Source organism: Streptomyces sp. NPDC026394 (assembly GCF_055567735.1).
This window is the reverse complement of sequence record NZ_JBVHPX010000005.1, coordinates 19,578-32,013: the sequence shown is the minus strand read 5'-3', so window position 1 is coordinate 32,013 and position 12,436 is coordinate 19,578. Positions and strand designations below refer to the sequence as shown.

The window sequence follows — 12,436 nt, the reverse complement described above, 5'->3', positions numbered from 1 at the left end:
CGTGTCCGGTGGCTCAGGAGGCCGTGGTGGCCCAGGGCCGTGGTGGCCCAGGGCCGTGGTGGCCCAGGGCCGTGGTGGCCCAGGGCCGTGGTGGCTCAGAAGGCCGTCAGCGTGAGGGTCATCTCGCGCGGCGCGCCGTCCTCGATGTACGAGGCGAAGTTGGCCACGTCGTCGAAGGCGAAGCCGTACGCCTTGCCGTCGGCGGCCTCGGCGTGCAGGACGCGCGCGTAGTGGTTGGCGAGCTGTCCCTTGTAGAAGGTGCCCGCGTCGGTGGTGGGCTGGGCCGCGTGGTCGGCGAGGGTGGCGCGGTTGAGGGCGGCGCCGAGGACCGCCGCGACGGGGCCCCGCAGTCCGTCGTTGGGCGCTTGCAGGGCGCCGTGGCAGAAGAGCACGTCGCGGGTGGAGGGCTTGGCGATGGAGAACTGGGCGGGGCCCCGGAAAGTGAACTGCCCGCCGCTGACCCGGCCGGTGAAGGTGCCCCTGTTGGTGGTGACCTTCAGGTCCTTGGACGTGTACGCGTTCCAGGAGCGGTCGATGTACGGCGCGAGGTAGTTCCGGTCGAACAGCCCGGCGTCCAGGCCGTGGCTGGGGGCGATGACGCGCTTGTCGCCGACGACGAGCTTGCCGAAGCCCGGCGTACGGCCGATCTCGGAGAAGATGCGGGAGCGGGCACCGGCCTTGAGCGCCCCGGCCGTCTGGTCCCGCGCGCCGGTGAGTCGGATGGACATCGGGACGCTGAACATGTCGACCGACGTGGTGTTGCAGTGCATGCCGGCCGCGTCGTACGTGAACTCCGCGCAGTCGTGCACGATCGGGTAGTTGGGGTCGCCGGACACCCAGCCCGCGGGGTAGGCCAGCGCGGGTTTGCCGTTGCCGTCCCGTACGGCCTTGAACTTGAGCTTGGAGCCGAGCGACGCGTAGATGCGGCCGGACATCCGCGGAATCCGCAGGGTGGTGTTGCCGTTCGCGGCGAGCGGCATGGCGTAGTCGGTGAAGCCGTCCGGGCGGTTGTCGCCGAGGGCTATGGGCTTGATGTCACCTTGTGGAGTGACCCGTACCTGCTCGCCGCCGACATTGCCGACGATGTAGATCCAGACAGCCGAGTTGGCGTAGCGGCCCGTGCGGTTGACGACGTGCAGCGGCAGTCCGGCCGCGGTGGCGCCGGACGGCGCGGCACCGGCGGTGCGGGCGAACAGGCCCGCGCCGGCTCCGGCGGCGGCGGTCGCGGCGACACCGCCGATGAGGGTGCGACGGGAGATCATGCGGTGGCTCCTTGCTGTACGGAGACGGACACGTGGTCGACCAGGAGGGAGGCTCCGGGGCGTGTCGCGTCGGTGGGAGTGGCGCGGCCCGCGACGGCGTCGGGGAAGGCGCCGCCCATCGCGAGGTTGATCAGGAGGAAGTGGCCGTGATGGGTCGTCCTGGCCCACGTGGCGGCGTCCATCTGGGCGGAGCTGACGGTGTGGAAGCGCTGCCCGTCCACGGACCAGTGCAGGTACTCGGTGGGCCCGGTGCGGTCCAGTTCCAGTGCGTAGGTGTGGAAACCGGCCTGGCAGGCGGCGCCGGGGCAGACACGGGAATTGCCGATGCCCTGCGCCTCGTTGCAGGGGCCGCCGGGGTTGACGCCGCAGTGCAGCACGCCCCAGACGCGGTTGGCGCCGTTGACGTTCTCCATGATGTCGTACTCGCCGATGCCGGGCCAGTTCCAGTAGTTGCCGCGGAACTCGGCGCCGAGCGTCCAGAACGCGGGCCAGTAGCCGAGCGCCGCGTCGCCGGAGATGTTCGGCATCTGGACGCGCGCCTCGATGCGCAGCTTGCCGCGGGCCGGGGCGGCGAAGTCGGTACGGCGGGTCTCGATGCGGCCCGAGGTCCAGGTGGCGCCGTTCTTGAGGGCGGTGATCTTCAGGCGGCCCGCGCCGTCGAGCTGGAGGTTCTCGGGGCGGTCGGTGTAGGTCTGGTGTTCGCCGGTGCCCCAGTTGGCGGGGCCGCCCGGGTAGCCCTTACCGGTGTCGATGATCCAGTCGTTGGCGGACGGGCGGGAGCCCGCCGGGCCGTTGAAGTCGGTGCGCCACACTTCCTTGAACGCGGCGACCGGTGCGCCTGCCGAAGCGGTGGGCAGGGCGGGTGGCCAGGCGAGGACGAGGGCGAAGGCGGCGCCGAGCGCGCCGAGCAGGGACGCCGTTCTGGCCCGGGCCCGCTTCCTTACCGGTATTTTCGTGTTCATGACATAGCTCCTCGGCGACGTGGGGTGATGAGGAGTTCCGTGTTCACACGCGGCCTGAGAAGATGTGAGAGCGCTCTCATGCCGTGTTGGGGCACACAGTGCCGACTTCCTGCCGAGCCGTCAAGGCTTGGCAAGGGCCGACGAGTTGGCCCGAATTCAGCTACGGGGGTTCAATGGTGCATCCATCAAAAGGCGGGCGTCCGACTCTGGAAGCGGTCGCCGCACGGGCCGGCGTCTCCCGCGCCACGGTCTCCCGCGTGGTCAACGGCGGCGCCGGAGTCCGCGGCGAAGTACGCGAACGGGTCCGGCGCGCGGTCGCCGACCTCGGCTACGTACCGAACAGCGCGGCCCGCTCCCTGGTGACCCGCCGGACCGGCGCGGTCGCCGTGGTGATCGCCGAACCGGAGTCCCGGATCTTCGCCGACCCGTTCTTCGGCCGCCAACTCCGCGGTATCAGCCGGGAACTGTCGGCCGCCGACATCCAACTCCTGCTGCTCCTCCAGGAGACCCGCGCCGACTGCGACCGCGTCGGCCGCTACCTGGCCGCCGGACACGCCGACGGCGTACTGATGTTCTCGCTGCACCGCGACGACCCGCTGCCCGCGATGGCCGAGGCGTCCGGCCTGCCCACGGTCTACGGCGGCCGCCCCGGCTGGGCGGACACCGGCCACGGACCGCGCCCGCTGTACGTCGACACCGACAACCGCGACGGCGCGAGGCAGGCGGTGCGCCACCTCCGTGACCGCGGCCGCCGCCGGATCGCCGTGATCACCGGCCCGCTCGACCAGACCTCCGCCCAGGACCGCCTGGACGGCTACCGCGACGCGCTGGCCCCCGCCGTACCCGACCCCCGGCTGATCGCCGACGGCGGCTTCACCGCCCAGGGCGGCGAGCGCGCCATGGCCCGGCTGCTGGCCGCCGCACCCGACCTGGACGGCGTTTTCGTCTGCTCCGACCTGATGGCCTCCGGAGCGCTGCGGACCCTGCGGGCACACGGCCGCCGGGTGCCGGAGGACGTCGGCGTGGTGGGGTACGACGACCTGGACCCCGCGGCGTGGACGGACCCGCCGCTGACCACGGTGCGCCAGGACGTGGAGGAGATGGGCCGCCTGATGGCACGGCTGCTGCTGCGGCGCCTGGCCGCGGGCCGGACGGGGCGGGAGGCGGCCGGGGGCGAGGCGGACGAGTCGGAAGAGCCGGCTCCGGTGGTCACGCCGGCTCGGCTGGTGGTGAGGGAGTCGGGGTGAGAGGGCCGGCGAGGCGGGGGCCGGGGTGCGGGCGCCCGGGTGAAGAGGGCCGGGGTGAGGAGCCTGGCCTGCCGGGCGGCGTCCCGTCCCGGTACGTCCGGCCAGCGGACTGCGGGTAGCGTTCCCCGCCATGGGGCCGGAAGCGGAAGTCGAAGCGGTGATCACGGTACGCAGGGCACTGGAGCTGCCCGCGCTGCGGCGCGGGCTGCCCGAGGTGCTGGCCGGTGAGGACCGTCTCGACCGCGCCGTGCGCTGGGTGCACGCGGGCGAGGTGCCGCACATCGCCTCCCTGCTCAAGGGCGGTGAGCTGCTGCTGACCACCGGCCTGGGCCTGGGCACCCGCCCCTCCGAGCAGCGCGCCTTCGTCCGTGAGCTGGCCGACCGGGAGATCGCCGCCCTCGTGGTGGAGCTGGGTTCCCGCTTCGAGGCGCTGCCGTCCGCCGTCGTGGACAGCGCGCGGGCCTGTGGCCTGCCGCTGGTGCAACTGCACCGCGAGGTCCCGTACGTCACCGTCACCGAAGAGATCCACACCGAGCTGGTCAACAGCCACTACCTGCTGCTGCGGCAGGCCGACGAACTCCTGCGCAGTTGTACGGACGTCCTGCTGCGCGGCGGCGGCGCCCCTGAGGTGCTGCGGCGGCTGGCCGCCTTCACCGGCAACCCGCTCTGCCTGGAGACCCCCGACGGCAGTCCCCTGTACGCGGCGGGCCCGGACGGCGGCGGGGCAGCGGACGCCGATCCCCTCCAGGCGTGGGAGGGCCTGCGGGAGACCGGACTGCGGGTGGACGTACCCGGCGGCGGGCCCGGTCCCGACGCCGTACGCGCCCGCCTGGTCCTGCTGCCCGTCAACGCGCCCGTCGCGCCGGTGCACCGGATCGCCGCCGAGCGCGCCGCCGACCTGCTCGCCGTCGTGATGCTCCAGTCCCGGCAGGAGGAGGTGCTGGCCGCGCGCGGCCGCGGTGACTTCCTGGCCGATCTGGCGGAGGGCCGGATCACCGCGGGCGAGGCCCCTGCCCAGGCCCGCCTGCTGGGGTTCCGGCCGGGCGGCGAACCGATCCTTCCCGTGGTCATGCGGCTGCCCTCCCAACTGCCCGCACCGGGCAGTTGGGCCGTACTGGCCCGCGCCCTGCGGGAGGAGCTGGCCGCGCTGGGCGTACCCGTCCTGCTCGGTGTACGTCCCGTCGAAGGCCGGGTGCCGCTGCTCGTCGCGCTGCGCGCGGGCCAGGACCGTACGGCCGTCGCCGACCGGGTCGCCGAGGCCCTGCGCGCGGGGGTCGAACGGGCCGGGGCGGACTCCCCGGCAGCGCGGCGCCCGGTGGTCGTGGTCGGCACGGCGGGCGACTGGCCTGCGGCGGGCCCCGGGCTGCGGCACGCGACGGAGGCAGCCGCCGCCGCGCAGGGCCTGCCGGAGCAGCCCTGGCACGACGCACGCCGGCTCGACATCGAGCTGCTGCTGTGGCGGATGCGCGAACACGGCGAACAGGGCGTGCTGACGGACTTCGTGGACCGTGCCGTCGGGCCGCTGCTCGTCCACGACCGGTCCGCCCGCCAGCCGCTGCTGCCGACCCTGGAGGCGTACCTGGCCAGCGCGGGCCGCAAGGCGGAGACGGCACGCGACCTGAACGTCAACCGGCAGACGCTCTACGACCGGCTGGCCCGCATCGCCCAGCTGCTGGGCACCGACCTGGACGACCCGCAGACGGTCCTCGGGCTACGGCTGGCCCTGCGGGCCAGGAGGCACACGGAACGGGGGTGATAGCGTCCCCAGGGATGCTCGCTCAGGCCCGCAGCGTCTCGGCTGCCGTGCCGACGCCCAGGGCCAGCAGGACGCCGCCGGTACCGCGCTCCAGATTGCGGTGCACCCGGGGCCGCCGCAGCCAGCGGAGCAGCCGCCCGGCACCCACCGCCACCAGCAGCAGCCAGCCCGCCGCGATCACCGCGTCGATGACGCCGAAGAGCAGGGTCACCCCCAGCACCGAGCGGTCCTGCGGGAGGAATTGCGGGACGACCGCGACGAAGAAGATGCCGACCTTGGGGTTGAGCAGGCAGCTGTAGAGGCCCTGCCGGAACGCCTGCGTCGGCCGGACCGCCGTGGTATCCGTGTCGTACGCGGGGTCCGTCGTGCCCTCGTCGCCGCTCTCCCCTGCCGGGCCCGTGCCACCGGCGGCCGCCCGCCGGTACGTCCACAGGGCCTGCGCCCCCAGGAGCACCAGATAGGCCGCGCCCACCAGCCGTACGGCCATGAAGGCGGCGTCCCAGCGTTGCAGAGCGGCCGCCAGTCCCGCGGCGGCGGCGACGGCCCAGGCCAGCGAGCCCGCCGCGGAGCCGAGCGCGGAGGCGGCTCCGGCGCGTCTGCCGCCGCGCAGGCAGTTGCGGAGCACCAGCAGGGTGTCCGGCCCGGGGGCCATCGTCACCAGCAGGGCGAAGAGCGCGAAGCCGAGAAGCGCAGCCGTCACAGCGGCCTCCTGTCGTACGGGGCGTGCCTGGCCGCGGGCGATGTGAAGATCGCGCGCGGTGCCGGGCGACTCTACCCACCGCCGGTCTGCGGAGGCGCTCCGATTTCCGGACGGCGAAGGCCGGACGTCAAGGACCGGACGGCGAAGGCCGGACGCCAGGGCCGGACGCCCGGCTCCGAGCGCCCCGTCCCGGTCGCTCAGCGCTCCCGCCGCTGCATCAGCTCGTCGTACACGCTCAGCACCTGCGCGACCGTGGCGTCCTCGGTCGGCCAGCCCGCGGCCTGCGCGCGCCCGGCGGCGGCGAGCGTGTCCCGGCGGGCGGGATCGGCCAGCAGGTCCAGGACGGTGCGGGCGAGGGCCGCCGCGTCGCCGTACGGGACCAGTTCGGCGGCGTGGCCGACCAGTTCACGGGTGCCGCCGACGTCGGTGGCCACCAGCGGGACACCGGCCCGCAGCGCCTCCTGGGCGATCAGCGAGCGGGCCTCCCAGCGGCTGGGCAGCACCAGCAGGTCGGCGGCGGCGAGGAGTTCGGGCACGTCGCCGCGGCGGCCGAGCAGCCGTACCGGCAGGTGCTCGGCGTCGATACGCCGCTGGAGCATCTCACGCTGCCCGCCCTCCCCCGCCACCGCGACCATCGGCTGCGGGTCCAGGGCGCACCAGGCGTGCGCGGCGTCCAGCAGGAAGTCGTGCCCCTGGTGCGTCTCCAGGCGGCCGACGACGAGGATCAAGGGGCGGTCCACGGCACCCAGTTCGGCACGCTGCTTGTGGGCGGGGCGGTCCTCGGCCGTCAGCGGGCGGCCGCCCGACCGGGGAGCCGGGATGGCGACGGGGGCCAGGCGCGCGTCCCGGGCGCCGCGTTCGCGTGCCCGGTCCACCAGGTCCGAGCACGCGCCCAGGACGACCGCGGCGGTCCGCGCCACCCGCCGTTCCAGGAGCTGGACCAGACGGGCCCGCGGCCCGTCCGTGTGCGCCTTGGTGTGCCAGGTGACGACGAGGGGGACGCGGCGGCTCCGCTGGCCCTGGAGGGCCATCGCGGCGCGCAGGCCCGCCCGCAGGCCGTGCGCGTGCACGAGGTCGGCGTCCCCGCAGGCGGCCCGCAGCGACGTGACGCTCGCCGGGTCGGCGCGCGGCGGGACCGGCACGAACCGCGCGCCCGCGTCCGTGTAGTCGTACGTGTCCTCGGCGTCGGGCGGGGCGCACACCGTCACCCGGACCCCGCGCGCCACCAGCCCGGCGGCCAGCGAACGCACATGGGCGGCGCTGCCCGCGCTGCCACGGCCCAGCACCTGGACCGTGCGCAGCGGCGACGGTCCGTGCGGCGGGGCCGGGGTGCTGGTCACGTGGGCGGTGCTCCTGGGGTCGGTGGCGGGCCTGGCGGCGCGCCGCGGCGTCCGGCTCCGCCCGGGGCAGGCGCCGGTACGGGGGGGGGCGCGGTCGCGCAGCTGTACGCGCTGCGCCCCCAGGATGCCAGCCCGCGCCGTGGATCCGGGACCGCCGACGAGCCGTTCCAAGGGCACACATCGCCCATACACCCATCTGACCACCCATATGGGCGACAAACCACCCACTCCGTCGGCCCAGCGGCAGTGACCTGACGCGGGGTCCGGCCGTTACGCGCCGCCGGACGTGGCCGCCCGGCCGACCCGGTCACCGGCCACCGCGGCTCCGACCAGGGCGGCGGCGTGCACGGCCAGCCCCGCGCGGCCGCACCCGGCGGCGACGGCGAGGCCGAGTCCGGCGCCCAGGGCGTGGGCGCCCGCGTCGCCGATCATGGTGCGCTCCCCCAGGTCGTCCGCGAGGACCGCCGCCGCGGCCCCCGCGGGCGCCGCGGCCAGGGCTCCCGCGGGGCCGCGCCGCAGCAGCCCGGGCGCCGACGCGGCGAGCGTGGCCAGCGCCGCCCGGCCCGGCCGTACGTCCACCAGGTTCACGGCGTGCGCGGCGCCCGCGATCACCACCCCGGCGAGCGCCTTGTCCAGCGGCCGCTCCTTGAGCAGCGCGCCGGCGGCCAGCCCGGCCGCGCCGATCCCGAACAGCTTCACCGCGCCGCTGGTCAACTCCCCGTCCCGCAGGGCCGACAGGTGGGCCCGGAAGCCGCGCCGGGTGTCACCCGCCGCGGCAAGGTCGTCGTACGTACCGCAGCCCCCGGCCGCCAGGACGGCCAGCGCTGCCGCCGTGCGCGTACGGGCGGACAGTCCCGGCGCGGTCACGGCGGCGAGCGCGGTGCCCGCCACGGTGGCGGGTCCGCTGTACAGGCCGACCGTGCGGCCCGCGTGGTTCGTACGCTCCCAGCGCCCGCGCCCACCGGGCGGCCGGCGCCGCACCTGTCCGTACACGACCCGCGTGACACCTGCCGCGACGGCGAACGGCAGGCCCTTGCGCAATGTTCCGATCATGATCGGCAGCGTAGGGCGGCCGGGCGGCGTGGCGTACGCCGGGCCGGTGCGTCCGTACGGCTCCGGGGGCCGGCCCCTGCTTCCGGCCCCGGTTGTCGGCCCTCAGCCGTCAGCCCTCGGCCGTCCGCCCTCGCCTCAGCGTCCCGCGCGGGCCGTCTCCAGGAGTTCCTCCGCGTGCGCCCGCGCCGTCTCGGAGTCCTCCTGCCCGGCGAGCATCCGGGAGAGTTCGCGCACCCGGTCCTCGCCCTCCAGGACCGTGACCCCGCTGCGGGTCACCGAACCGTCGTGGGTCTTCTCCACGAGCAGTTGCCGGTCGGCGAAGGCCGCCACCTGCGGGAGGTGGGTGACGACCACGACCTGGGCCGACCGGGCCAGGCGGGCGAGCCGGCGGCCGACCTCCACGGCGGCCTTGCCGCCGACGCCCGCGTCCACCTCGTCGAACAGATAGGTCGGTACGGGGTCGGAACCGGCGAAGACCACCTCGACCGCGAGCATCACCCGGGAGAGTTCACCACCCGAGGCGCCCTTGGCGATGGGGCGGGGCGGCGTGCCGGGGTGCGGGGCGAGGAGGAGTTCCACCTCGTCGGCGCCGGTGGGGCCGTAGGCCACCGTTCGGCCGCCGACCTCGATGCCGTCGCTCTCGTCGGCGGTCTCCGGCAGCCCCGTCTGGCTGATCTGGACGCTGACCCGGGCGTGCGGCATGGCCAGCTCGGCCAGCTCGGCCGTCACCGCGTCGGCGAATCGCTTCGCCGACGCCGCTCGGGCGTCGGTCAACGCCTGCGCCAGCTCGCCCAGTTCCGCGCGGAGCGCGTCCCGCTCCGCCGCCAGTTCGCCGATCCGGTCGTCGTCGCCGTCCAGCTCGGCGAGGCGGGCCGAGCCCTCCTCGGCCCAGGCCAGCACGGCGGCGATGTCCGCGCCGTACTTGCGCGTCAGGTGCGTGAGCGCGGCCCGGCGCTCCTCGACGGCGGCCAGCCGCAGCGGGTCCGCGTCCAGTCCGTCCGCATAGCTGGCCAGTTCGCCGGCCACGTCCGCCATCAGGATGCCGATCTCGCCCAGCCGCTCGGTGAGCGCGGACAGCGCCGGGTCGTGGCTGCGTACGGCGTCCAGTGCCCGGTGTGCGCCCGCGACCAGGGTGCTGGCGTCGACGGCCTCCAGGTCCTCGGGGTTTCCGGCGAGCGCGGCGTGCGCGGCCGACGCGGCCGACGCCAGTGCCTCGGCGTGGCCGAGCCGTTCGGCCTCGGCGGCCAGCTCGGTGTCCTCGTCCGGCTGCGGTTCGACCCCGGCGATCTCCTCCAGGCCGAAGCGCAGCAGGTCGGCCTCCTGGGCCCGTTCGCGGGCCCGGGTGGTCAGCTCGTCCAGTTCGGCGGCGACGGCGCGCAGCCGCCGGTACGCGGCGGTGTACTTGGCGAGCGGTACGGACACCGCGTCGCCCGCGTAGCGGTCCAGTGCCTGCCGCTGCCGGGCCGGGCGCAGCAGACCCTGCTGGTCGGTCTGGCCGTGCACGGCCACCAGGTCGTCCGCCAACTCGCCCAGCAGCCCGACCGGGACGGAACGGCCGCCGACATGGGCGCGGGAGCGGCCTTCGGCCGAGACCGTGCGGCTGATCAGCAACGTCCCGTCGTCCAGCTCGGCACCCGCCTCCTCGGCGCGCACCGCGGCCGGTGCCGCCGGTCCCACCGTTATGCGGCCCTCCACGACCGCCGATTTGGCTCCGATCCGCACCAGGGCGGGGTCGGCGCGCCCGCCGAGCAGCAGCCCGAGGCTGGTGACGACCATGGTCTTGCCCGCGCCCGTCTCGCCGGTCACCGCCGTGAAACCCGGCGACAGCTCGACGACGGCATCGTCAATGACGCCCAGGGACCTGATCCGCATCTCCTCCAACACGGATACGACCTTACGAGGTCCCGGGCCCGCCCCGCGACGGCCTCCCCTCCCCTTACCGCTCCGCCCTGCGGAAAACCCCACCACAGGACGGATGTTTTCCTCAGGGCGCTGCCCCCGCCCCGCCTGTCACGCTGAGGAAGAGGACACGATCGGAAGGGGGCCGCATGGTCGGCGGAGCGGCGGTGGACGGCGGGGCGGAGCCCGGGGCCGGGTCCGGGGCTCCTGCCCACGGCGGTCCGGCAGGCGGCAGCGGGGCCGCTGCGGGCCGGCGCGGCGGCAGGCGCCGAAGATCCGGAGGGCGCCCTTCCGGACGCCGCCGGAGGACGTTCCGCCGGACGCCGCGGCCGACGACCATCTGAACCATCGCACCACGGGGGAACCACCATGACCGAACAGCCACCCGAACAGCCACTTGAGCAGCCGCCCACCCGGCGGGCCGCCCTCCTGCTGGCCGCCACCGCCCTGGTCACCGTCTGCGCGCCGTCCGCCGGAGCCCGTGCGGCACGTACGCCGGGCGGCGGTGCGGCACGGCCCGCCGCACGGCATCCGGCTTCTCTGGAGGGCGTGTGGCGGATGGACGGGTACGGCACCCTCGTCACGATCGACAGCCGACGGCTGCGTACGTACGAGACCACGGCCGTCAGCTGTCTCCCCGGCTCCGCCGACGGTGTCCGTACGGGGCCGCCGGACGCCGCCGGCCGGGTGGAGTTCGCCGTGCCGGACGCGGCGCGCGTCACGGTCGCGCCGCACAGCCCCGGCGTGGCCCGCCTGAGCATCCAGGACAATGTCGGGTACCGCACACTCCACCGGATCGCCGCGCTGCCCGCCCGCTGTCACCGGCGCCCGGCGAAGGACCCCCGTACGGTCTTCGACGTCTTCTGGCACACCTACGCCGAGAACTACCCGTTCTTCGCCGCCAAGGGGACCGACTGGGCCGCCGTCCGCGCCCGGTACCGTCCGCGGGTCACGGCGCGGACCACCGACGACGAGCTGTTCGCCGTGCTGCGCGGGATGATCGAACCGCTCCACGACGGGCACACCAACCTCTCCGCGGGCCCCGGCCGGGTGTACGCGGGGGCGCGGCCCGGGACGACCGCCCCCACCCCCGCGCTCCTGAGGCAGGTGGACGCGGCGGTCGCGGCCGCTCTCGGCCGGGACGTCACCCTGCGCCGGTGGGCCGGGGGTGCGCTCTCCTACACCGACCTCCCCGGCCGGCTCGGCTACCTCCGCATCACGTCCTTCCACGGCTACACCGACCAGGACGATCACGAGAGCGATGTCGCGGAGCTGGACCGCGCGTTGGACGCCGTGTTCACCCCGGGCCGTACGTCCGGGCCGAGGGCCCTGCGCGGCCTCGTCGTCGACCTGCGGCTGAACGGCGGCGGATCGGACCGGCTGGGTCTGCGCGTCGCCTCCCGCCTGACGGGCCGCCCGTATCTCGCGTACCGCAAACACGCGCGCAACGACCCCGCCGACCCGCGGAAATTCACCCCCGCCCAGCCCGCACGGGTACGTCCGCACGACGGCCCCCGCTACACGGGTCCGCTCGCGCTGCTGACCGGTCCGCTCACGATCAGCGCGGGCGAGACCTTCGCCCAGGCCCTGCTCGGCCGTGCCCCCGCGCCGGTCCGCATCGGGGAGAACACCCAGGGCGTCTTCTCCGACACCCTGGACCGCGCCCTGCCGAACGGCTGGAGGTTCGCGCTGCCCAACGAGGAGTTCCTGACCGCGGAGGGCCGCACGTTCGACGGGACGGGCATCCCGCCGACTGTCCGCGTCCCGGTCTTCGCCGCCGAGGACCTGGCGGCCCGCCGCGACCCGGCCCTGTCCCGTGCCCGAGCCCTCCTGGCCGCCGGCCACCCGATGTCATGACCCGGGCTGCGAGGGGCGGCGGATCGCCCTGCACGTTCATCGCGTTACTGGCGGCCCTCTCCGTCCCGTTCTGGGTGGCCGGTGCGGTCTTCGACCTGTCCGGTGCGCTGCCCATGGGCATGCCGCTGACCGCGTTCCAGTTCGTCCTGCCGGTGGCGGTGGCCTCGCTCCTGCTCTTCCGCGAGGAGGGCGGGCACGGGGTGCGACGGCTGGTGCGGCGGACGTTCGCGGTGCGCGGTGCGGCGCGGCCCGGCTGCTGGGCGCTGCCCGTGCTCCTGCTGCCCGCCCCGTTCCTCGCGACGTACGGACTGCTGTCGGCGGCCGGAGCACCGCCCACCGGGCCGCACTCCCCGCTCGTCC

The 12,436-nt window shown here is 75.2% G+C and carries 9 protein-coding genes; 3 read left to right on the top strand and 6 right to left on the bottom strand.

Annotated elements, in window-relative coordinates; genetic code table 11:
• Positions 1-95: 95 nt before the first annotated feature.
• On the bottom strand, positions 96-1,262 hold the full coding sequence (locus ACZ4QV_RS13860; protein ID WP_361638216.1) for a beta-1,3-glucanase family protein: 1,167 nt from the start codon (positions 1,260-1,262) through the stop codon (positions 96-98).
• Complete coding sequence (locus tag ACZ4QV_RS13855; protein ID WP_361638218.1) at positions 1,259-2,224, bottom strand: glycoside hydrolase family 16 protein; 966 nt, start codon at positions 2,222-2,224, stop codon at positions 1,259-1,261. Before ACZ4QV_RS13855 ends, ACZ4QV_RS13860 begins: the two co-directional genes overlap by 4 nt.
• A 173-nt stretch (positions 2,225-2,397) precedes the next feature.
• Between ACZ4QV_RS13855 and ACZ4QV_RS13850 the strand changes: the two genes are divergently transcribed.
• Complete coding sequence (locus ACZ4QV_RS13850) at positions 2,398-3,471, top strand: LacI family DNA-binding transcriptional regulator (protein WP_361638220.1); 1,074 nt, start codon at positions 2,398-2,400, stop codon at positions 3,469-3,471.
• 130 nt (positions 3,472-3,601) lie between these two features.
• The gene (locus tag ACZ4QV_RS13845) at positions 3,602-5,227 is read left to right on the top strand and encodes a PucR family transcriptional regulator (RefSeq protein WP_361154522.1); all 1,626 of its coding nucleotides are present in this window, start codon (positions 3,602-3,604) and stop codon (positions 5,225-5,227) included.
• 22 nt (positions 5,228-5,249) lie between these two features.
• Here the strand turns inward: ACZ4QV_RS13845 and ACZ4QV_RS13840 are convergent, their stop codons facing one another.
• The 4 genes from ACZ4QV_RS13840 to recN form a co-directional block, all read right to left on the bottom strand.
• Positions 5,250-5,927 carry a LysE family translocator gene (locus tag ACZ4QV_RS13840; protein WP_361588157.1) on the bottom strand — a complete coding sequence of 226 codons (678 nt, stop codon included), beginning with the start codon at positions 5,925-5,927 and terminating at the stop codon, positions 5,250-5,252.
• 197 nt (positions 5,928-6,124) lie between these two features.
• The gene (locus ACZ4QV_RS13835) at positions 6,125-7,267 is read right to left on the bottom strand and encodes a glycosyltransferase family 4 protein (RefSeq protein ID WP_361618456.1); all 1,143 of its coding nucleotides are present in this window, start codon (positions 7,265-7,267) and stop codon (positions 6,125-6,127) included.
• Positions 7,268-7,537: 270 nt separating this feature from the next.
• Positions 7,538-8,320: a hypothetical protein gene (locus ACZ4QV_RS13830; RefSeq protein ID WP_361618459.1), complete on the bottom strand. Its 783-nt coding sequence runs from the start codon at positions 8,318-8,320 to the stop codon at positions 7,538-7,540.
• A gap of 135 nt (positions 8,321-8,455) precedes the next feature.
• On the bottom strand, positions 8,456-10,192 hold the full coding sequence (gene recN / locus ACZ4QV_RS13825; RefSeq protein WP_361154616.1) for a DNA repair protein RecN: 1,737 nt from the start codon (positions 10,190-10,192) through the stop codon (positions 8,456-8,458).
• Between the two features lie 396 nt (positions 10,193-10,588).
• On the opposite strand from recN, the gene ACZ4QV_RS13820 reads away from it, so the two are divergent.
• A complete protein-coding gene (locus tag ACZ4QV_RS13820) occupies positions 10,589-12,076 on the top strand; it encodes a S41 family peptidase (protein WP_361638223.1) in 1,488 nt (495 codons plus the stop codon).
• Positions 12,077-12,436: the final 360 nt, after the last annotated feature.

Bases quoted from the DNA above. Each gene is read 5' to 3' on its own strand.
- ACZ4QV_RS13860 (WP_361638216.1), bottom strand. From the start codon at position 1,262: ATGATCTCCCGTCGCACCCTCATCGGCGGTGTCGCCGCGACCGCCGCC.
- ACZ4QV_RS13855 (WP_361638218.1), bottom strand. From the start codon at position 2,224: ATGAACACGAAAATACCGGTAAGGAAGCGGGCCCGGGCCAGAACGGCG.
- ACZ4QV_RS13850 (WP_361638220.1), top strand. From the start codon at position 2,398: ATGGTGCATCCATCAAAAGGCGGGCGTCCGACTCTGGAAGCGGTCGCC.
- ACZ4QV_RS13845 (WP_361154522.1), top strand. From the start codon at position 3,602: ATGGGGCCGGAAGCGGAAGTCGAAGCGGTGATCACGGTACGCAGGGCA.
- ACZ4QV_RS13830 (WP_361618459.1), bottom strand. From the start codon at position 8,320: ATGATCGGAACATTGCGCAAGGGCCTGCCGTTCGCCGTCGCGGCAGGT.
- recN (WP_361154616.1), bottom strand. From the start codon at position 10,192: ATGCGGATCAGGTCCCTGGGCGTCATTGACGATGCCGTCGTCGAGCTG.
- ACZ4QV_RS13820 (WP_361638223.1), top strand. From the start codon at position 10,589: ATGACCGAACAGCCACCCGAACAGCCACTTGAGCAGCCGCCCACCCGG.